Source organism: Haemophilus parahaemolyticus (assembly GCF_002015035.1).
In the GTDB taxonomy this organism is placed as follows: Bacteria; Pseudomonadota; Gammaproteobacteria; order Enterobacterales; family Pasteurellaceae; genus Haemophilus_A; species Haemophilus_A parahaemolyticus.
The window spans coordinates 81,891-103,110 of record NZ_MUXY01000003.1 but is presented as its reverse complement, the minus strand read 5'-3'; the positions used below and the strand labels follow the sequence as shown (position 1 = coordinate 103,110).

The following is a 21,220-nucleotide window of genomic DNA, read 5'->3' as shown; positions in this document are numbered from 1 at the left end:
ACTTTAGTTCAATAATTCCCTAGGGCTACACCCCTAGGCTAGTTATAAATATGTTCTTACGGGGCAGTAATCATTTGGTCATTTTAGCCCTATAGGAGCCGATTGATGCATAATCTAGAGCGAGAGTCTTAGGATGGTACTGACAGTAATAAACTTATCTCACCAACCTCAACGGGTTTACCGCTACCCCAGCACGGGTAATACCAAAATAAAGGGCGGGGCTACTTCGACCGCCAGAGTTCCCCACGGTTGCAATTGTTTGCCCTGCAGAAACACGGGAGCCTTCTTTAACTAAAATGCTTTGGATGTAACCGTAAACAGATAAATCCTCACGACCGTGGCTAATGACTACGACATTGCCATAGCCTTGTAACCAGCCCGCTACCATCACTTTACCGCCAGCAATTGCCTGAACAGGGGTGCCAGCACTAGCTGAAATTACCACGCCATTCCAGCCATTACCAAATTTAGTGATCACTTTACCTGAAACAGGCATAGGATATTTGCTTGAGCCTAAACCACTGCCAGCTCGCACTTGCTGCTTCTCGCTTTCCGTGGCTTTACGGTTCTCCTCTCGGCTTTTCTTGGCATCTAACTGAGCAATATCGCGTTTTTCCTGCTCTTCTGCTTGGCGAGTTGCTACTACCAATTTTTGTTGAAGAGCTACAGCATTTGCTTTTAATTCTTCTAACTGACTTTGGTCTTTTTCCAGTGTTTTATCAATCGCCTTTAACGTATTTTCACGCTCACGCTGCATTTTTTTCAGATCTTGCTCTTGCTTCTTTTGGGTCGAAAGCTGCGTCTGATGTCCCTTCTGCTGCTCTTTTAGCTCATCTCGGCGAGCTTTTAGCTCCTCTTGAGTATGGCGTAAATCGTTAATTAAATCAATGCGAACTTGATTGATATGTTCATAGTAAGCGGTCATTCTGTCTGCATTTTTTGCAGAATCGGACATCAGCCGCTCAAGCACAGAAGGATGAATGCCCGAACGATACGCTGATTCCAATTGCTCTTTTAATCGCTCTTTTTGCTCTTTTTCTTGCTGTTCTAACCGCTTGATCTCTTGCTCGGTACGTTTAATCGAAGCTCGAATATCCGCCAATGAACTCTCGGTATCTTTTAGCTTGGTAAAGACTTGCCCCATTTCCACTTCTTGTTGTTTAAGTGTGGCTTGCAGTGTATTACGTTTTTGGCGGTTTTCATTGATTTTACTTTTCTGCTTTTCGATTTTTTGGTTGATTTCAGAAAGTTGATTAGCGTTGCTTATCGCAATTAGGCTATTTAAACCAAATAAGCTAAATATAAGAACAAAAAGATGGTGAATTTTCACAAAAAATTCCTTAAGAGAGCAGATGTAAACAGTGCCTATTCTAGTGAAATTTTTGAGGAAAATCAGCTTTTCTACGACTTTTTATACCCTTTTACAAAAAGAAAGTGGCTCACCCTTTAAAAATCAAGGATTTTTTGCTATAAATAGCCCGTTTTCATAATCAACTCAACTTAATAGGAGCTCCTATGGAATTAGTCTTTATTCGCCACGGTTTCAGTGAGTGGAATGCTAAAAACTTATTTACAGGTTGGCGTGATGTTAATTTAACAGAACGTGGTATCGAAGAGGCAAAAGCAGCGGGTAAAAAATTATTAGACGCTGGTTACGAATTTGATATCGCATTCACTTCTGTATTAACCCGTGCAATCAAAACTTGTAACATTGTATTAGAAGAATCTAATCAACTATGGATTCCTCAAGTGAAAAACTGGCGTTTAAACGAACGTCACTACGGTGCATTACAAGGCTTAGATAAAAAAGCGACAGCGGAACAATATGGTGATGAGCAAGTTCATATCTGGCGTCGTTCTTACGATATTTCACCACCAGATTTAGATCCGAACGATCCAAACTCTGCACACAATGACCGCCGTTATGCACATTTACCAAAGGATGTGATTCCAAATGCTGAGAACTTAAAAATCACATTAGAACGTGTTTTACCCTTCTGGGAAGACCAAATCGCACCAGCATTATTATCTGGTAAACGTGTTCTTGTAACGGCTCACGGTAACTCATTACGTGCATTAGCAAAACACATTATAGGTATTTCTGATGCTGAAATTATGGATTTCGAAATCCCAACGGGGCAGCCATTAGTGTTAAAACTTGATGACAAACTAAACTTTGTAGAGAAATTCTATCTATAAGCCAATTTGAATTGAGAGCCTAGAATGGAAATTCTAGGCTTTTTTTCACCCTATTTTAGGCTATAATGGAGTGCAACCTAATACGTTTATACTCTGCATTACAATGGAGGTTTTATGGTAGCTATTCGACACTCTCACGAACTTAACCCTGCAACATTTGAACTCGCTGGTTGGAGTGAGTCGTTGCATATGTCTCCTGTTACCTTTGATAAATTGCAGAATGCGTGGCGATATTCGCAAGAAAAGCTAGACCCCACTCAATATGAATTGATGTGGGATGGCATTGAAATGGCAGAAATTCTCTATGGCTTGAATATGGATGATGATAGCCTTGTTGCCGCAATGCTTTTCCCTCTTGTTAAAGGCAATATTATTGACCTTGTGCAAGTCAAAGAAGATTTCAGCAACCAAGTGAAAAACTTGGTAAAAGGCGTGTTGGAGATGGAAAACATCCGCCAACTCTCATCTAATTCTGCTTCCGATCTGCAAATCGACAATATTCGCCGTATGCTGTTGGCAATGGTGGATGATTTCCGCTGTGTGGTCATCAAGCTTGCCGAACGCATCACTTATCTCAGAACCAAAAATCGTTATAGCGAAGAAGATATTGTACTTGCGGCAAAAGAGTGCTCGCACGTGTATGCACCTCTTGCCAATCGTTTGGGCATTGGGCAATTGAAATGGGAGCTTGAAGATTACTGCTTTCGTGCTCTGCACCCGCAATGTTACCGCCAAATTGCGAAATTTGATCTTGGAGAACGCCGTGTCGATCGTGAAAAATATATTGCAAATTTTGTGGCGGATTTAACCGCTTCACTAAAAGAAGAATTAGACGAAGTGCAGGTTTATGGTCGTCCAAAACATATTTACAGCATTTGGAAAAAAATGCAGAAAAAAAATCTGCGTTTCGATCAATTGTTTGATATTCGTGCTGTTCGCGTCATCGTGCAAAAATTAGAAGATTGCTATACTGCACTGAGTATTATTCATACCCAATATAAACATCTACCAGAGCACTTTGATGACTATATCGCTCAACCTAAACCTAACGGCTATCAATCTATTCACACCGTAGTACTCGGCAAAGGAGATAAGCCCATTGAGGTGCAAATTCGCACGCAAAAAATGCACGATGATGCTGAACTTGGCGTTGCTGCTCATTGGAAATATAAAGAAGGGGCAACTGCGGGGCGTTCAGGCTATGAAGAGAAAATTGTTTGGCTGCGTAAACTCTTAGCGTGGCAAAATGATATTGCGGACTCTGGCGATGTGCTCGATGAGATGCGTTCACAAGTGTTTGACGATCGCGTTTATGTCTTTACTCCGCGTGGCGAAGTGATTGATTTACCAAAAGATGCAACGCCTCTTGATTTTGCTTATGCAATTCATAGCGAAATTGGTCACCGCTGCATTGGGGCGAAAGTAGCGGGCAAGATTGTGCCATTTACCTACAATCTCAAAATGGGCGATCAGGTTGAAATTATTACTCAAAAACAACCTAATCCAAGTCGTGACTGGCTCAATCCAAACACAGGTTTTGTGAATACCTCAAAAGCACGTTCTAAAATTATTGCATGGTTCAAAAAACTTGATCGTGAGAAAAATATCCCGATTGGACGTGAAGCCCTTGAGGCAGAAATAATCAAATTAGGCTTAACGCACAAGCAAATCGAAACTTATGCATTGCCACGTTACAACCTCAAACAGATGGATGATCTGTATGCGGGCATTGGTGGTGGCGATATTAAACTCAACCAGCTCAGCCACTATTTACAAAGCCGTTTAATTAAACCTACCGCCGAGCAAGAAGATGAAGCGGTATTGAAACAGCTTAATAAAAACTCGCATCAAAAAGCCCAAAATGGTCAAGTAATTATTGAAGGCGTGGGTAACTTAATGCACTCCATTGCACGCTGTTGCCAACCAATTCCAGGCGATCCGATTGTAGGCTATATCACTCAAGGTCGCGGTATTTCAATTCACAAAGCTGATTGTGAACAGCTGTTTGAATTACAAAGCCTTAATCCAACTCGTGTGGTAGAAGCCCAATGGGGAAGTTATGCTGGCGAAGGCTTAAGTCTTACTATTCGTATTATTGCCAACGACCGTAATGGTTTACTGCGTGATGTGAGTGCAATTATGGCAAACGAGAAAGTCAATGTATTAAGCGTTGCTAGCCGTATTGATGCCAAACGTAGCCTTGCAATTATCAATATGGAAATTCAGATGAACAATGTGGCAATGCTGAATAAAATCTTGGCTCGTATTACGCTTCTTGATGATGTGATTGAGGCAAGAAGAGCTGGATAATTCATTGATACTCACTTTTACTTATTCCCTTGCTATTTAGTGAGGGAATTTTTATTTAACTCTTATTAAAAGTAATAAAATTACTTGTTTTTCCATTTTTACCCCCCATAATGAGAAAATTATTTTAAAACTAAAGAAGAGAGCAAATTTATGGCACCAAGAAAAAAGAAAACTATTGCATTGCCACTTTTGCCACTGCGTGATGTAGTGGTGTTCCCGAATATGGTAATGCCATTATTTGTTGGACGTGAAAAGTCGGTGCTTGCACTACGTGCTGCGATGGATGCAAACAAGCAACTGTTTCTTGTTACCCAAAAAGATCCGCAAAATGAAAATCCGACATTAGATGATATGTATGACATCGGTGTAACTGCTAATATTATCCAAATGCTAAATCTACCAGATGGTACGGTGAAAGTGTTGGTGGAAGGTCAGACTCGAGCCAAAATTGAGAAGGCTCACGATGATGAATCTGGTTTTTGGGCAGAGCTAAGCGTGATTGAAACAACGGATAATGCCGAATCTGAAGAGCTAGCTGCACTTACAAAAACTACCTTTGCTGAGTTCGAAAATTACGTTAAAAATAATAAAAAAATTCCCACTGAGATTTTAGTTAAATTGCAGAAAATCAGCGATCAAGAACGCTTAGTGGATACGATTTCAGCCAATCTTTTAACGCCTGTTGCGAAAAAACAAGAGCTTTTAGAAGAGGCTAGCTTACTCAAACGTTTCGAAGCTTTGTTGATTGCAATGGCAACTGAGCTTGATTCGATGCAGATGGATAGCCGCATTCGTGCACGCGTGAAAGAGCAGATGGAAAAAAATCAGCGCGATTACTATCTAAATGAGCAAATCAAAGCGATCCAAAAAGAGCTCGGCAATAATGAAGATGTTGAGCAGAGCGAATTAGATAAACTGAAAGCAAAAATCAATGAAGCGAAATTACCTGTGGATGTGTTAGAAAAAACAGAAGCAGAATTCAAAAAGCTCAAAGCGATGCCACAAAGTTCTTCTGAAGCAGCGGTGATCCGTGGTTATATCGACTGGATTTTACAAATGCCGTGGCACAAAAAATCAGCCGTGAAAAAAGACTTAGCCAAAGCACAAGAGATTTTAGATAAAGATCACTACGGCTTAGAGCGTGTGAAAGAACGCATTGTGGAATACCTTGCAGTACAAAGTCGTTTGAACAAGCTCAAAGGTCCTATTCTCTGCTTGGTAGGTCCACCAGGAGTAGGGAAAACCTCACTCGGTCAATCGATTGCCAATGCCACAGGGCGTAAATATGTGCGTATGGCGTTAGGTGGTGTACGAGATGAAGCAGAAATTCGCGGGCATCGTCGTACTTACATCGGTTCAATGCCAGGCTCGTTGATGATGAAAATGGCAAAAGTAGGTGTGAAAAATCCGCTCTTCTTGCTTGATGAAATAGACAAAATGGCACAAGATATGCGTGGCGATCCTGCTTCGGCATTATTAGAAGTGTTAGATCCAGAGCAAAACAAAGCGTTTAACGACCATTATTTAGAAGTGGATTACGATTTGTCTGATGTGATGTTTGTGGCAACCTCAAACTCAATGAATATTCCGCCAGCGTTGCTTGACCGTATGGAAGTGATTCGTCTTTCAGGTTATACCGAAGATGAAAAATTACACATTGCTCGTGAGCATTTAATTGCGAAACAGCAAGAAAATAACGGCTTGAAAAAAGGTGAATTGGTTATCGAAGATGGGGCGATTATGAGTATTATTCGCTACTATACCCGTGAAGCGGGTGTGCGTAACCTTGAGCGTGAAATTGCCAAAATTTGCCGTAAAGCAGTAAAAGCGTTAGTGTTGGATAAAAAATTAAAATCTATTACTGTCAATGAAGATAACATTACCGATTATCTAGGTGTGAAACGTTTTGATTACGGCAAAATGGACAATCAAAACCGCGTAGGTGAGGTAACCGGTTTGGCGTGGACAGAAGTCGGAGGAGATTTGCTTACCATTGAAACTGCTTCTGTACCAGGTAAAGGTAAATTCTCTTACACAGGCTCTTTAGGCGATGTGATGAAAGAGTCTATCCAAGCGGCGATGATGGTCGTGCGTGCACGTGCTGATAAACTCGGTATTGCTGACGACTTCCATGAGAAACGCGATATTCACGTCCACGTTCCAGATGGAGCAACGCCAAAAGATGGCCCGAGTGCAGGCATTGCAATGTGTACCGCCTTGATTTCTAGCCTCACAGGTAATCCTGTGCGTAAAGAAGTAGCGATGACAGGAGAAATCAGCTTGCGTGGTAAAGTGTTACCAATCGGTGGCTTAAAAGAGAAACTTTTAGCGGCACATCGTGGCGGCATTACTACTGTCATCATTCCAAAAGAGAACGAGAAAGACTTGGAAGAGATTCCAGCTAATGCGAAAGCAGCACTTTCTATTCACCCCGTGGAAACTATTGACGAAGTGTTGGCTATAGCCCTTGAAAATCCACCGCTTGGTATTGAAATTGTGCCGAGTAAAGCGGTGAAGGTAAAGAAAACAACAAGAACGAAAGCGATTCAATAATCTCTATATAATAGACCAAAGTGTTGGTAAAAAGTGGCTTAAAGCCTTATATTACAAGGCTTTAAGCCCTCTTTTGAAAAATGAACAAAATAATGTTCAGCGTTACTTTTACCATCAATGTAATAAAACCTTTATCCTTAGGAATAAATTAGCTTCTATTAAAATTTAGTCTGATTACACTTCTGGAAAACAAACCTACCAGTAACTTTCAATAAAATATCAATGTTTGGTCAGCACAATCCAAAGATATATTGATAAAGCCTCTAAACCGCATTTAAAAATAGATATCTGAGCATCATGGATATATTTTTCCATCGCTGTTCAGATATTTTAGTCCTGATGGATTCGAAAACAGATAAGGTTGTTAGCTATCATTTTATTGGATAGAAAAAGATATTTACTACACGCTTACTTTGGACCGATTACGAGGAAAAGATTATATAATTCAGCCAATTACCCATGAGGGTGGGCAAGGTCTAATAAAAGATCTTTTTAATGCACCAGTGCAGGTGTGCCAGTTTCATATGATAGCCATCGTGATGAGAAAGTTAAGGAAAAAACATCAATCACAAGCGAGTAAAAAGTTAAAAATAATTGCAAAAATATTGCTAGAGAGTTCAAAAATGAATTTTATCTTCGAAAATCATGCCGAAATAAAAATTGAAAGGACGAAAATAGACTTGAGGGATTATTTAAGCATCTTAAGCACCAATTAAATAATCACAACGAATGAACTAAAAGATATCAGGTTATGTTTATAAAGGATTTTCTAAATAAAAATAGTTGCTAATATTTTGAAAAATAAACATTAGCAACTGTTTTATCTATTATGACGGCGTATTTTCGATATTTATTTCAGCATGCTAAAGGCAATTTGATATTATGTAGAACTGCCCTTTTAGTTTATAAATTTCTCAACGCTTCAATACGTTTTTCAAGTGGAGGGTGACTCATAAACAATTCTTTTGAACGTACACCATTAATCATAAATGCTGCTAATGAACCTTCCATTTCTTGCGGTTCATGAACACGTTGTAAACGTTGTAATGCCATAATCATTTTTTCTTTGCCTACTAATTTAGCGGAGCCCGCATCCGCACGGTATTCACGGTAGCGAGAGAACCACATTGCAATCATGGTTGCAATCACACCAAATACCATTTGTAAAACAATATCTGTAATCCAGAACACCATTGTGTTTGTGCTTGAATTACCATTTTCATCTTTGGTACTTGCCACTGCAGTTGAAATCATACGAGAAAGGAAAATCACAAAGGTATTTAACACACCTTGTAATAAAGTCATTGTTACCATATCACCGTTCGTAATGTGGGCAATTTCGTGAGCAACAACTGCTTCTGCTTCATCTTCGGTCATATTGTCCAACAAACCTGTACTTACTGCGACAAGCGAGTTATTTTTAGTTGCCCCCGTTGCAAATGCATTTACGTCAGCAGAGTGGTAAATCGCAATATCTGGCATTGGAATGCCCGCTTGTTGAGATTGGCGTTGAACGGTGTTGAACAGCCATTGTTCTGCTTGGTTGCGAGGTTGTTGAATTACTTCCGCCCCTACTGAACGTAATGCCATTGTTTTTGATAAGAACAGGGAGATTAAAGAACCTGAAAAACCAAACACAAGCGATAACACCAAAATGCCTGCGGTACTCTGGCTTTGAATACCCGTTACTTTAAAAATAATGTTTAACACAATCCCTAATACGAAGGTAATCGCAAGGTTGGTTAATAAAAAGAGAATGACACGTTTTGCCATTGATTAAACTCCAAATAAAGGTAAGAAAATTCTCCCTATAATGAGGGAAATGTGTGAGAATTCAAGCTATCAGACAACATTTATTCCCATAAATTTAACTGATTTGTAATTTTTCTGCTTGGAAAATGTACATTTAAGCCAATTAAACGAATATTACGCTCATTTCTGCGTGTCCAAACTTGATGTAGTAATTCTTTAAATCGTTCAAATTCAAGCCCCTCTGTGGTGCGTTCAATCGTTGTTTGGTTGAAGTCTTCAAATTTTAGTTTGATGCCCAGTTTTTTAAATTCATGCAGAGGTGTATCTGCCCAATTACGTTGAATTCGGAAAAGCAGCTTGTGATAAAGTTCATCGATAATCAGTTCTGCCTGTGCGAGTGTATTGATATCTTGCAAAAGCGTATTTTCCACTGCAAGGGATTTACGCGGGCGATCAATCTCCACTTCACGAATATCAATGCCGTGGCAGAAATCCCACAGGCGTTGTCCAAATTTACCAAACTCTTGATAAATCACCGTTTGCGAGCTTTGTTGAACATCTTGGCAAGTGAGCAAGCCCATTTGTGCGAGCTTCTCTTGAGTGACTTTACCCACACCAGGGATTTTTTTTAGCGGTAGATTTTTAACAAAATTTTGCACCTCTTCAGGCGGAATCACAAATTGACCGTTTGGTTTATTCTGATCGGAAGCAATTTTTGCCAAAAATTTAAGCGGAGCGACACCTGCTGAAGCTGTAAGGTGCAATTCATTCCAAATTGCTTGGCGGATATTTTCCGCAATCCAAGTTGCAGAGCCAGAATGTTGTTCACAATCGGTTACATCCAAATAGGCTTCATCCAATGAAAGCGGTTCGATAATTTGTGTGTAACGGCGAAAAATCTGATGAATTTGAGCAGAAACCGATTTATACAACGGCATATTAACAGGCAGCAAAATTAGGCCTGGGCAAAGTTTTAAGGCGGTTGCCGTTGGCATTGCACTATGCAAGCCAAATTTTCGAGCTTCATAATTACAAGTGGTGAGCACACCTCGCTGATTTGCTTTGCCACCCACCGCAACGGGCTTACCTTTTAACAGAGGATTTTCCCGTATTTCAACGGCGGCATAGAAGCAATCCATATCAATATGGATAATTTTTCTCGTTTTTTGCTCTGCCGTCATTTGTAAAATTTTTTTCAAAACACACCGCTTACAAATGGATATAAAACCAGTTTTATTTTAGCTAAATACTGGTAAAATTTCCACAATAATTCATTGTCCAAGGCATAAAATAATGTTATACGGCTTGTCGATTGTGCTCATCCCTCTCTTTTTAGGTTATTTTTCTCGCATTTCTCACCCAATGATTTTGTATTGGGTCAATCGCATTGTCAGCCTTTGCCTCTATTTGATTTTGCTCGTCATCGGTGTTTCGCTTGGGCAGTTGGATAATATTGTCGAAAAACTCCCACAAATTGGCTCAGCAGCATTGGTATTTAGCCTTTCTATTCATACCTGCAACATCTTAAGCCTTGTGATTTATGATAAATGGCAGCCAATGGCTCGCAAAGTTGTTGCACAAGATGAAATGCCTTCTCGGTTAGCACAATTAATGATGTCGTTAAAATTGATCGGGGTGACTATTCTCGGTGGGCTATTTGGCTTTTTCACCAAAGATTTCTTTGTATTTCCTTCGCACGCAAGTTCTGTTGTGCTGGTAGTAATGATTTTAGGCGTGGGCATTCAACTCAGAAATAGCGGTATTCCATTGCGAGAAGTTTTTTTGAATAAGCGAGGTATCCAAGCCTCAATTATCTTTATGGTGAGTAGTTTGATTGGAGGTGTGATTGCTGCTTGGTGGCTTGATTTCTCTGTAATGAAAGGGCTTGCTTACGCTTCTGCTTTTGGTTGGTATTCTCTCTCAAGTGTTTTGATGCACGATGCGTGGGGGGCTTTTTATGGAAGTATCGCCTTTTTCAATGATCTTTCGCGTGAAATTTTATGTCTCTTTATGATCCCATTTTTTATGCGGAATTTCCCATCCACTGCAGTTGGATTAGGCGGTGCAACCTCATTAGATTGTACTTTGCCTATTATTCAAAAATCGGGCGGAATGCAAGTTGTACCGCTTGCAATTAGCTTTGGTTTTATCGTAAATCTTGCTGCACCATTGTTATTAGCGATTTTTATTGGGTTGGCGTGATTAACCTAATAATTTAGACAATGCTTGCGATTTTCTCTCAATTTCTTGCCACTCAGAAACAGGCTCTGATTCCTTAACAATGCCCGCCCCTGCATAAAGAGTGATCTGATTATATTCAATTTTGGCTGAACGAAGGGTAACGCAAAATTCGGCTTCTTGCGGGTTGAAAATACCTAATGTCCCCGCATACCAACCACGTTTAAAAGGTTCATTTTGGGCAATAAATTGTTTCGCCTTAGCTCGCGGTAAGCCTGCAACAGCTGCGGTGGGGTGAATCTGTCGTAAGCAATCTTGATCGAGCACATCGGCTTTTAAGGTTGCCTCAATCCGTCTTCTTAAATGTTGCACATTATGTAAACGTTTGATTTCAGGTAGATGTACCTCAAATGCCTCCACATAAGCATTCAAATGCTCCTCAATATCTTCCACCACAAGCTGATTCTCGTAGATATTCTTAGCATCTTTTAACAACCATTGGGCGTTTTGCTCGGTTTCGATTGGGTTATCAGAAACGGCAACTGTTCCCGCCAAAGCTTCAGTAAAAAGTTGATTGCCCTTGCGATAATATAAACGCTCAGGCGTTGAGCCCACAAAAGCATTCTGTGCATTTTCTGCCCATAAAAAATGGTAGCAACCAAGGTTAATTGCTCTGCTTTGTTCAACTAAATCATAAGCAGAAATGAGATTTTCAAAGGTAAGTTGAATGGCGTTCGCTAACACGACCTTACGCAAATCGCCCATGCTGATTTGGGTAATAGCTCGTTCAATATTCATTTCCCATTGTTCAAATGTGCAAGCAGATTGAGGTGCTGATATTTGATAGTTTTTAACAGGAGAAGTTGAATTTAGCTCGGTAAAAAATTCAGTAAAATCAACCGCTTGCTCGCTTAGGTTTAATGTCAGGTAAGCGGTCAAATTTTGCGAATTTTTTACTAGCATCAAGCGTGGTAAGACAAATTGGCAAATACCTTCAAATTGAATGCCTCCGACGAGCGAAAGTGAGGTAGATTGTACAAAGACTTGTGCCTCTTCTAACGAAGAAAAAGTTTTTACTGCCCCAATAGTAGCAATCGTTTGATTTTCATCTCGCTTTTCAAAGAAAAAGTGTGGGAAATGCTGATTTTGCGATTTTAGCCAGCCTAATAACAAGGATTCTTCTACAGATAAATTGACTTCTGCCGTCAGTTGAATCCATCCTTGAGTTGATTGCAGCTGTGAAAGTTGCTCGCTAAGTTGTTGTTCTAATTGAGTAAAAACTGACATACGCAAAATTTTCAGAAAATCAAACCGCTATTTGTAAAAAAGATGTTTATTTTAGCTCAAATCCTCTTTTTTTTCCTTAAAAATCAGAGTAAAGTTCAAAAATCCGTTTTAAATCCAAACACAACACAGGAAGCATTATGGAACGTTTTCCAAAATCAGATAAATTAGCACAGGTTCGCTACGATATTCGCGGTCCTATTCACAAAGAGGCTCTTCGATTAGAAGAAGAGGGCAATAAAATTCTCAAACTCAACATCGGCAACCCTGCTCCATTTGGGTTTGAAGCCCCTGATGAGATTTTAGTAGACGTTATTCGTAACCTACCAACCGCACAAGGTTATTGTGATTCTAAAGGCTTGTATTCTGCACGTAAAGCGATTGTGCAGTATTACCAATCAAAAGGTATGCGTGGAATGGACGTGAATGATGTATATATCGGTAATGGTGTGTCAGAACTGATTACGATGTCAATGCAAGCACTCTTGAATGAAGGTGATGAGATCCTTATTCCAATGCCTGATTATCCACTTTGGACGGCAGCAGCAACGCTAGCAGGCGGGAAAGCGGTGCATTACCTTTGCGATGAAGAGAACGAGTGGTTCCCTGATATTGAAGATATCAAAGCAAAAATCAGCCCACGTACCAAAGGAATTTTGATCATCAACCCAAACAACCCAACGGGTGCGGTGTATAGCCGTGCGATTTTGTTAGAAATTGCTGAACTGGCACGCCAACATGGATTGATTATTTTTGCTGATGAAATCTACGAAAAAATCTTATACGATGGTGCAGTTCATCACCATATCGCAGCTCTTGCACCTGATGTGTTGACAGTCACTTACAACGGTTTATCCAAAGCTTACCGCGTGGCAGGTTTCCGCCAAGGTTGGATGGTGTTGAACGGTCCCAAAAACCAAGCGAAAGGCTTTATTGAGGGTTTGGATATGTTGGCTTCAATGCGTTTGTGTGCAAATACACCAATGCAACATGCGATCCAAACCGCACTGGGCGGCTATCAAAGCATCAATGAATTTATCCTCCCTGGTGGACGTTTACTCGAACAACGCAACAAAGCGTGGGAGTTATTGATACAAATTCCAGGTATTACCTGCGTGAAGCCAAAAGGGGCGATGTATATGTTCCCGAAAATAGACACCGAGATGTATGGCATTAAAGACGATGCGAAATTTATCTACGATTTGCTTCAAGCAGAAAAAGTGTTACTGGTGCAAGGTTCTGGCTTTAACTGGCATAAACCAGATCATTTCCGTGTGGTAACTCTGCCTTATGTCCATCAGCTTGAAGAAGCACTTGGACGATTAGCGAAATTCTTAAAAACTTATAAACAAGATTAATTTTTATCCTTTTGCTTCCTCCTTCCGTAAATGGGGGAGGATAAATTTTCTCATTTATCCATTCTTTATGTTAAAAGGCGTCCTCTTTTCTTTAACAGCCTCTTTTTTATTTGGTTGTTTATATTATTTAGCTATTCACTTAAAACCACTTGCAGGAGAAAGCATCTTCGGTATTCGTATGGTGTTAACGCTTCCTTGCTTATTTTTGGCTTTATTATTATTTAAAAAGTGGGATGAATTTAGTTTATTTCTACAACGATTAAAACGTGAGCCAAAATTATTTCTGTTGATTCTTACCACCTCGACGATTGTTGGCGGGCAAATGTGGCTATTTTTATGGGCACCAAATAGCGGGAAAGCGATTGAAGTTTCCATAGGCTATTTATTAATGCCTATTGTTATGGTTGCTTTTGGCAAAATCGTTTATAAAGAACCACTTTCAAGAAATAAATGGCTGGCAATTATTTTTGCCTTTATTGGCGTGGTAAGTAACATTATGTTAGCGGGGAAACTCTCTTTAGAAAGCGTGTTTGTTTGTACGGGTTATCCAATTTATTTTTATTTACGCCGAAAATTTGGCTTAAGTCATTTACACAGTTTTGTATTTGAAATTGCATTTTTAATTCCTGTGGCAATTTATTTTATTTCTAAAACCGACATTCAAACAGTGCAACAGGTGAATCCACATATTTATATTTTTATTGCTTTATTAGGCATTATTAGCGGGGCAGCTTTAATTTCTTATACGTTGGCAAGCACTATTTTACCTTTTAATTTATTAGGCTTATTGGGTTATGTTGAACCGTGTGTGATGTTACTCATCTCATTTTTAATTGGTGAAAAATTAAATCCCGATGCTTATATTTTAATGTCCTGCTTATTAATTGCCGTTTTATTATTAATATTAGACGGTATTCAGGCTGTTCGCTGTAGCCATCGAAAATATAAAGCACAAATGAAGGTAAAGTAATGTTAAAAGGCATGTTTTTTTGTATCACCGCTAATTTTTTATTTGGTTTAGGGTATTATTTTGCAATTTTATTGCGTCCGTTAAATGGCGAAAGTATGTTTGGTTTTCGTATTATTGTATTGATTCCATTTATTTTACTGGCGATTTTATTATTTAAACAGATACAAAATTTTAAACAACTTTGGCAAAAAATAAAGGAAAATCCACCGCTTATCTTTATTTTATTATTACTTGCACTAAACATAGGTGTACAACTTTGGCTTTTTATGTGGGCTCCTAATAATGGTCAGGCTATTCCTGTGTCTATTGGCTATTTATTGTTACCTATCGTTGCTGTAGCATTAGGTAAAATCGTGTTTAAAGAACATTTTACTTTATTAAAGTGGCTTTCTTTAATTTTTGCAATTATTGGCGTAAGCACGAATATTATTTTAACTGGCTCTTTTTCTTGGGCAACACTTGTTGCAGGTATTGGTTATCCTCTTTATATTACATTACGTCGCTATTTTAATATTAATAATCTTGCCACATTTTTTGTTGAATTATTGTTAGTTACCCCCTTTGCGTTATATTTTATTTCTCAAACAAATATGCAGCTAATTTTAATGGAAAATCATTATCTTTATGCGATTCTTGCTCTATTTGGATTGGTAAATGGTATAGCCTTTATTTTTTATATTGCTTCTAGTAATCTATTGCCTGTGAATGTATTGGGGCTATTAGGTTATATGGAGCCTTTAGTTATGCTTGCTATTTCATTTATTATTGGCGAAAGTTTAGATTCGAAATCTTATATATTAATGATCTGTTTAGCCATTTCAATTACATTATTAACTATTGATAATTTCAGACAAGGAAGATTAAAACGATGAATGATATTGTAAATTATTGGGGATTTTTAACCGCTTGTATTTTATTAAATCTTACTCCTGGATCGGATACCATTTATATTATTACCCGCACCATTGCGGAAGGCAAAAAATCGGGCATAGTTTCCGCTCTCGGTATTCAAACGGGAATGCTATTTCACGTGTTAGCCGTTTCCTTAGGTTTGGCGGGCGTGGTTGCTCACTCCACAATGCTATTTGCCATTCTAAAATATGCAGGTGCAGCTTATTTGCTTTACTTAGGCATCAAAATGTGGCGTGAACCTTTGGTCATTGATAATCCAAATTTAGACAAATTACCACTCGGTAAAATTTATCGTCAAGGCGTGATTACTAACATATTAAATCCTAAAGTGGTGTTATTCTTCTTGGCATTATTGCCACAATTTGTTACCTCAAACTTAGAAAATACCTTTTTACCGTTTTTATTACTGGGCTTCACTTTACTCGGCACAAGTACCGTTTGGTGCATCATATTAGTGATAGCAGCCTCCCCATTGGGTTGTTTATTAAGAAATAATCAAACAATTGGCAGCGGGTTAAATAAAATTTGTGGCACCATTTTTGTTGGGTTAGCAATGAAGATCGGATTGTAAAGATAAAATAAATGAGTGTGGTTTGGTAGTTTCTGATTTTTTATCGTGGAGATAGACAAGTAGGATAATCCGCTCTAAAATCAGAACCTTTCTTAATTTTTTAATAATGAATAGGACTTTATATGCAAACTCTTCTTAAACTTACACAATTTGTTAGTAAAACTTTTGCACTCTGGGCAATTGTTTTTGCTGTTCTTGCTTTCTATTTCCCTTCTGAATTTAAAATCTTCGCACCTTATATTCCTTACCTATTAGGTTTAGTTATGTTTGGTATGGGGATTACGCTTACCTTTAATGATTTCGGCGAAGTAGCAAAGCATCCAAAATCTGTCTTTATTGGCGTAGTTGGACAATTTGTTATTATGCCTTCAATCGCTTTTGTTCTTGCTAAAGCCTTTGACTTACCGCCTGATTTAGCCGTTGGGGTTATTTTAGTCGGTTCTTGTCCTGGCGGCACCTCTTCAAATGTAATGACGTATCTTGCAAAAGGAAATACGGCTCTTTCAGTTGCTTGTACAACGATTTCTACGTTGCTTTCACCATTATTAACGCCTACAATCTTCTACGTTCTTGCTAGCCAATGGTTAGATATTGATGCATCTGCAATGTTCTTATCCGTATTAAAAATGGTGCTTTTCCCAATCTTCTTGGGACTAGTTGTGCGTGCATTATTTAAGAAAGTAATTGAACAAGCAAGCCAAACCATGCCGTTAGTTTCCGTTATTTCAATTGTATTAATTTTGGCTGCTGTGGTTGCGGTAAGTAAAGATAAAATTGTAGAATCAGGCTTGTTGATTTTCAGTGTAGTAGTGTTGCACAACTGTTTAGGCTATTTAATTGGTTTCTTTTCTGCAAAATTATTCAAATTAAATGTAGTCGATAGCAAAGCTATTGCCATTGAGGTAGGAATGCAAAATTCAGGATTGGGTGCCGCATTAGCCGCTGCACATTTTAATCCAATAGCTGCTGTACCAAGTGCTTTATTTAGTTTCTGGCACAACGTTTCAGGTCCAGTTTTAGCAAATATTTTCTCGAATATGAAGGACAATCATAAAACGAATAAATAAAATTTGTGTATTGTAGCAACTGTGTTTACCTAAAAACACAGTTGCTTTTTTCATTTCTAGGATTAGCCTTCACAACTTGAACAACTTAATAAGTTGCGGTTAAACACTTGTGCTGCACTCATTGAGTATTGATAGTAAATTGATTTTAAACCTAACTCTTCTGCGGTTAAGTATAACTGGTTCAAATCTTTTGCAGGTGTTGCAGGATGCACCATAATATTAATACTCTGACCTTGATCGATATATTTTTGGCGTTGTGCTGCTTGTTGAATTACACTTAATTGACTGATTTCAGAAAAGGTTTTGAATATTTCTTTCTCTTCATCAGTTAGTTGTGCCAAATGTTGCACAGAACCGTCGTTATGTAAGATAGATTCCCAAATTTCTTCGTTATCTAAACCTTTTTCTTTGAGTAATTTCTCTAAGAATGGGTTTTTGTAAATGGTTTTGATTTTAGCCAAATCTTTTACATAGTAGTTCGATTTAAATGGTTCAACCGATGGCGATACGCTACCTAAAATAAAGCTACTTGATTTAGTTGGTGCTATTGACATCAATGTGGTATTACGGCGTCCGTAGCCTTTTAAGATTTCAGGCTCACCAAAACGTTGTGCTAATTCTTTTGACGCTTTTAATGTTTTTTCCTGTAAGGTACGGAAAATTTCATTATTTTTTTGCATCGCTTGGAAGCTATCAAACGCAATGTTGTTCGCTTGTAAATAACTGTGCCAGCCTAATACCCCTAAACCTAATGCACGGTGGCGACGAGCAAATTTATTTGCACGATGCAAGAATGGAATTTCATTACTTTTCTCAATAAATTCACTCATTACTACATCTAAGAAGTAGGTTAATACTTCTGGTGCATCGGTATCTTTCCACTCATCAAAATAGAGCAGGTTCATTGAAGATAAGCAGCATACAAAGCTCTCATCAGAGCTTGATGGCAACATAATCTCCGTACACAAGTTTGAAGCATGTACGGTCATATTTTTATCTTTATAAACGTCTGGGAGACCTGCATTCGCATTGTCTTTAAAGAATAGATATGGAATACCCGTTTCGGTTTTACGTTGCAGTAATTTTGCCCAAAGCTGGCGTTTATATGGATCGCCAGCTTTCATTGACTCTAACCATTCGTGCCCTACGCAAACACCATAATACATTAACTGAATTGGATTACCTTCAGTATGAATGTCTAACCATTCATTAATATCGCCGTGTTCAATATCAATATAGCCTGCGAATTGACCTTTACGGGAAGTCCCTTGAGAAATTACATCGATAACGGTGTCAAATAACTTACTGAAATTAAATGAGCCATCTGATTTACCGTTGTTTCTGATTGATGAACCACGTGGACGAATATCGCCAAAATAGCCTGATGTACCGCCACCGATTTTACTCATCATCCCCACTTCTGCAGTAGTTTCCATAATTTCGTGGATAGAATCCCCAATATAACTACCAAAACAAGAAATTGGTAAACCACGGTCTAAGCCAAAGTTTGACCAAATTGGCGATGAAAGTGAGAAATAACCACGAGCCATATAGTGGAAGAATTTATCCGCATAACCTTCAATACCTAATTTTCTTTCAGCGTGTTCAGCAATATAACGGATACGGTCTAAAGCGGTTGTTCCTTCAAGTAAATAACCACGTTCTAAAAATAAACGGCTATCTTTGTTTAGCCAAGCAAAATCGGGACGGGAACTAGAATAAATCATCTGCGGTAATCTGTTTCATTTTTTTACTATAATCGGTACTACGTTTGTTAAAGAAATCCGTTTCTTTGGTTGAAAGAATCTCAATATCAAACCACTCTGTTTCTTTTAACAATTCAGGATTGATGTCGTGTGGTGGTTCTAAACCTAATATCATCAATGAATTGTTACAACGGCTTTTAATGTAATTGAGCACAGTTTCTTTGCTAATAAAGCTCAAATCACCGTCTTCAAAAATCCAATCTAAAATGTCTTTTTCTGCATCAAATGCTTGATCTGCTAAGGTTTTTAATTCAACGAAGAATTCATCTGTAAATAATTCTGAATGTTCATCACGTAAAATTTCATATAATGCAATACCAAATTTACCATGAATCTCTTCTTCTTTAGAAGTTGCTTCAACCGCATTTGAAATCCCCTTGAATAAGTTTTTATACTTATTGAAAGACATCATAATCAAGAATTGACCAAATAATGAAATATGTTCAACGAATAAAGAGAAAAGCACTAAAGAAAGTACAAACTCGCCTTTGCCTGCATCTTTATCTTTCATAAAGGCTTCCATGTAGCGGATGCGGTTCATTAACGGCTCAATCTCTTGAATTTGGCTAAACATCTCATTTAAGCCTAATTTTTCAAGCAAAAATGAATAAGCATCTTTGTGGCGAACCTCTGATTCAGCAAAAGTCCCCCCCACATCATCCATTTCAGGTTTTGGAAAATAATGATAGAGCTCACCCCAGAAACGTTTTACATTCACTTCTACCTGTGAAATCGCCAGCATTGCACGTGTTAAAACGTGGCGTTCGTGGTCGCTAATGGTTGTGCGATAATCTTGAATATCACCTGTAAAATTGAATTCGGTGTGTAGCCAATATGAGTGACGAATAGCATCTTTAAACTCAAGTAGCTCAGGATATTCGTATGGTTTGATGTTCAAGCGTTTTTCAAAAAGATTACGTCTTTTCATACTTTGCCCTATGTTTCCTTGTTGAAATTGAGGGCGAATTCTAGGGAATTTCTTTGGTAAGAACAAGTCTTGACAAAATGCTTTTGAGCACATTTTCTACTCCTCCTTTACTAGTTTATTGATTTATAAAGAGAAAATCTTTTAGACGATTTTGTTCTATATATTGTGCTTCAGTGTTATAAAAGCACAATATATTGTGTTGTTTTGCTTATGGATATCTTGTGTATATCTTTCTTTTTTACCAGAAAATTAAAGCAAAGCGCTTTGATTTATAGTATTATCTTGCCATATTTCATCCTTATCACTAGCGGTTATATTTCTGAACTCTTTTGCAAAACTCTCAGAAAATTTAATCCCTTTCAATTTATAAAACTATGCAGAAAAATTTTTATTCAGGGCGATTTTCTGTTGCCCCTATGCTAGATTGGACTACGCGTCATTGCCGTTATTTTCATCGCCAATTTAGCCAACACGCTTTGCTTTATACCGAAATGATCACCGCTCCAGCAATCATTCATGCCAAATATGATCTGTTGGAGTACAATCCTGCTGAAAACCCAGTAGCATTGCAATTAGGCGGAAGCGATCCAAAACAGCTGGCACATTGTGCAAAATTGGTAGAAGAACGCGGTTATGCGGAAGTGAATTTAAATGTAGGTTGCCCGTCTGATCGCGTACAAAATGGCATGTTTGGCGCTTGTTTGATGGGTAAAGCCGATTTAGTTGCAGACTGCATTAAAGCAATGCAAGATGCAGTCCAAATCCCTGTGACGGTTAAACATCGCATCGGAATTGATGATTTAGACAGCTACGAATTTCTCTGCGATTTCATTGAAAAAGTGCAACCTTATTCGAACGATTTTATCGTGCACGCTCGTAAAGCATGGCTTTCTGGCTTAAGCCCGAAAGAAAATCGAGAAATTCCACCACTTGATTATGAACGCGTTTATCAGCTCAAGCGTGATTTTTCACATCTCAACATCTCTATCAATGGTGGTATTAAGACCATTGAAGAAATTAAACATCATCTTCAATTCGTTGATGGTGTGATGGTGGGGCGCGAGGCTTATCAAAATCCTTCATTATTGGGAGAAATTGACTCGCAAATTTTTGGCGAAAATCGACCGCTTGTTACTGCCCGAGAAGCAGTGGAAAAGATGTTGCCTTATATCGAACAGGAATTAGCGAAAGGGGTTTACCTTAATCATATCGTTCGTCATATTCTTGGAGCATTCCAAAATTGCAAAGGTGCAAGACAGTGGCGTCGCCATTTAAGTGAAAATGCGTGTAAACCAGGGGCGAATGTGTCAATTGTAGAAGATGCATTAAAATTTGTCTAAAATAGATAAAAAACACTGCTTGTATCGCTACA

16 protein-coding genes are annotated in these 21,220 nt (G+C 38.5%); 10 read left to right on the top strand and 6 right to left on the bottom strand.

Going from position 1 to position 21,220, the window contains the following annotated elements; all coding sequences use genetic code 11:
• Positions 1-154: 154 nt before the first annotated feature.
• Positions 155-1,330, bottom strand: a complete 1,176-nt coding sequence (gene envC / locus B0185_RS04870) for a murein hydrolase activator EnvC (protein WP_005706814.1) — start codon at positions 1,328-1,330, stop codon at positions 155-157.
• Between the two features lie 185 nt (positions 1,331-1,515).
• On the opposite strand from envC, the gene B0185_RS04865 reads away from it, so the two are divergent.
• The 3 genes from B0185_RS04865 to lon all read left to right on the top strand — a co-directional run bounded on the left by B0185_RS04865 (position 1,516) and on the right by lon (position 7,062).
• Positions 1,516-2,199, top strand: coding sequence for a 2,3-diphosphoglycerate-dependent phosphoglycerate mutase (locus B0185_RS04865; protein WP_005706845.1), 684 nt, complete (start codon positions 1,516-1,518; stop codon positions 2,197-2,199).
• A gap of 114 nt (positions 2,200-2,313) precedes the next feature.
• A complete protein-coding gene (gene relA / locus B0185_RS04860) occupies positions 2,314-4,509 on the top strand; it encodes a GTP diphosphokinase (RefSeq protein ID WP_005706801.1) in 2,196 nt (731 codons plus the stop codon).
• Positions 4,510-4,659: 150 nt separating this feature from the next.
• A complete protein-coding gene (lon, locus tag B0185_RS04855; protein WP_005706832.1) occupies positions 4,660-7,062 on the top strand; it encodes an endopeptidase La in 2,403 nt (800 codons plus the stop codon).
• 903 nt (positions 7,063-7,965) lie between these two features.
• Here the strand turns inward: lon and htpX are convergent.
• The gene (gene htpX, locus B0185_RS04845; protein WP_005706829.1) at positions 7,966-8,835 is read right to left on the bottom strand and encodes a protease HtpX; all 870 of its coding nucleotides are present in this window, start codon (positions 8,833-8,835) and stop codon (positions 7,966-7,968) included.
• Positions 8,836-8,915: 80 nt separating this feature from the next.
• Positions 8,916-9,995 (bottom strand): DNA polymerase IV, encoded by a 1,080-nt coding sequence (dinB, locus tag B0185_RS04840; protein WP_039863307.1) that lies wholly within the window; start codon positions 9,993-9,995, stop codon positions 8,916-8,918.
• A gap of 112 nt (positions 9,996-10,107) precedes the next feature.
• On the opposite strand from dinB, the gene B0185_RS04835 reads away from it, so the two are divergent.
• On the top strand, positions 10,108-11,016 hold the full coding sequence (locus B0185_RS04835; protein WP_005706846.1) for a LysO family transporter: 909 nt from the start codon (positions 10,108-10,110) through the stop codon (positions 11,014-11,016).
• Here the strand turns inward: B0185_RS04835 and B0185_RS04830 are convergent, their stop codons facing one another.
• Entirely contained in the window at positions 11,017-12,279 is a 1,263-nt protein-coding gene (locus B0185_RS04830; protein WP_005706912.1) for an isochorismate synthase, read from the bottom strand.
• A gap of 137 nt (positions 12,280-12,416) precedes the next feature.
• On the opposite strand from B0185_RS04830, the gene B0185_RS04825 reads away from it, so the two are divergent.
• The 5 genes from B0185_RS04825 to B0185_RS04805 all read left to right on the top strand — a co-directional run bounded on the left by B0185_RS04825 (position 12,417) and on the right by B0185_RS04805 (position 17,154).
• Positions 12,417-13,634 (top strand): pyridoxal phosphate-dependent aminotransferase, encoded by a 1,218-nt coding sequence (locus tag B0185_RS04825; protein ID WP_005706803.1) that lies wholly within the window; start codon positions 12,417-12,419, stop codon positions 13,632-13,634.
• 67 nt (positions 13,635-13,701) lie between these two features.
• Positions 13,702-14,604 carry an EamA family transporter RarD gene (rarD, locus tag B0185_RS04820; RefSeq protein ID WP_005706791.1) on the top strand — a complete coding sequence of 301 codons (903 nt, stop codon included), beginning with the start codon at positions 13,702-13,704 and terminating at the stop codon, positions 14,602-14,604.
• Entirely contained in the window at positions 14,604-15,476 is an 873-nt protein-coding gene (gene rarD / locus B0185_RS04815) for an EamA family transporter RarD (protein ID WP_005706895.1), read from the top strand. The genes rarD (B0185_RS04820) and rarD (B0185_RS04815) overlap by 1 nt, the downstream gene beginning before the upstream one ends.
• Entirely contained in the window at positions 15,473-16,087 is a 615-nt protein-coding gene (locus B0185_RS04810) for a LysE family translocator (RefSeq protein WP_005706900.1), read from the top strand. Before rarD (B0185_RS04815) ends, B0185_RS04810 begins: the two co-directional genes overlap by 4 nt.
• A gap of 122 nt (positions 16,088-16,209) precedes the next feature.
• Entirely contained in the window at positions 16,210-17,154 is a 945-nt protein-coding gene (locus B0185_RS04805) for a bile acid:sodium symporter family protein (protein ID WP_005706805.1), read from the top strand.
• A gap of 62 nt (positions 17,155-17,216) precedes the next feature.
• Here the strand turns inward: B0185_RS04805 and B0185_RS04800 are convergent, their stop codons facing one another.
• Complete coding sequence (locus tag B0185_RS04800) at positions 17,217-18,881, bottom strand: ribonucleoside-diphosphate reductase subunit alpha (protein WP_005706798.1); 1,665 nt, start codon at positions 18,879-18,881, stop codon at positions 17,217-17,219.
• The gene (locus B0185_RS04795) at positions 18,868-19,848 is read right to left on the bottom strand and encodes a ribonucleotide-diphosphate reductase subunit beta (protein ID WP_039863308.1); all 981 of its coding nucleotides are present in this window, start codon (positions 19,846-19,848) and stop codon (positions 18,868-18,870) included. Before B0185_RS04795 ends, B0185_RS04800 begins: the two co-directional genes overlap by 14 nt.
• 374 nt (positions 19,849-20,222) lie before the next feature.
• On the opposite strand from B0185_RS04795, the gene dusA reads away from it, so the two are divergent.
• Positions 20,223-21,188: a tRNA dihydrouridine(20/20a) synthase DusA gene (gene dusA / locus B0185_RS04790; protein WP_005706840.1), complete on the top strand. Its 966-nt coding sequence runs from the start codon at positions 20,223-20,225 to the stop codon at positions 21,186-21,188.
• The last annotated feature ends 32 nt before the right edge of the window (positions 21,189-21,220 follow it).

Bases quoted from the DNA above. Each gene is read 5' to 3' on its own strand.
- lon (WP_005706832.1), top strand. From the start codon at position 4,660: ATGGCACCAAGAAAAAAGAAAACTATTGCATTGCCACTTTTGCCACTG.
- htpX (WP_005706829.1), bottom strand. From the start codon at position 8,835: ATGGCAAAACGTGTCATTCTCTTTTTATTAACCAACCTTGCGATTACC.
- rarD (WP_005706791.1), top strand. From the start codon at position 13,702: ATGTTAAAAGGCGTCCTCTTTTCTTTAACAGCCTCTTTTTTATTTGGT.
- B0185_RS04795 (WP_039863308.1), bottom strand. From the start codon at position 19,848: ATGAAAAGACGTAATCTTTTTGAAAAACGCTTGAACATCAAACCATAC.
- relA (WP_005706801.1), top strand. From the start codon at position 2,314: ATGGTAGCTATTCGACACTCTCACGAACTTAACCCTGCAACATTTGAA.
- dinB (WP_039863307.1), bottom strand. From the start codon at position 9,995: ATGACGGCAGAGCAAAAAACGAGAAAAATTATCCATATTGATATGGAT.
- B0185_RS04865 (WP_005706845.1), top strand. From the start codon at position 1,516: ATGGAATTAGTCTTTATTCGCCACGGTTTCAGTGAGTGGAATGCTAAA.
- dusA (WP_005706840.1), top strand. From the start codon at position 20,223: ATGCAGAAAAATTTTTATTCAGGGCGATTTTCTGTTGCCCCTATGCTA.
- B0185_RS04800 (WP_005706798.1), bottom strand. From the start codon at position 18,881: ATGATTTATTCTAGTTCCCGTCCCGATTTTGCTTGGCTAAACAAAGAT.
- rarD (WP_005706895.1), top strand. From the start codon at position 14,604: ATGTTAAAAGGCATGTTTTTTTGTATCACCGCTAATTTTTTATTTGGT.
- B0185_RS04810 (WP_005706900.1), top strand. From the start codon at position 15,473: ATGAATGATATTGTAAATTATTGGGGATTTTTAACCGCTTGTATTTTA.
- B0185_RS04830 (WP_005706912.1), bottom strand. From the start codon at position 12,279: ATGTCAGTTTTTACTCAATTAGAACAACAACTTAGCGAGCAACTTTCA.
- B0185_RS04835 (WP_005706846.1), top strand. From the start codon at position 10,108: ATGTTATACGGCTTGTCGATTGTGCTCATCCCTCTCTTTTTAGGTTAT.
- B0185_RS04805 (WP_005706805.1), top strand. From the start codon at position 16,210: ATGCAAACTCTTCTTAAACTTACACAATTTGTTAGTAAAACTTTTGCA.
- B0185_RS04825 (WP_005706803.1), top strand. From the start codon at position 12,417: ATGGAACGTTTTCCAAAATCAGATAAATTAGCACAGGTTCGCTACGAT.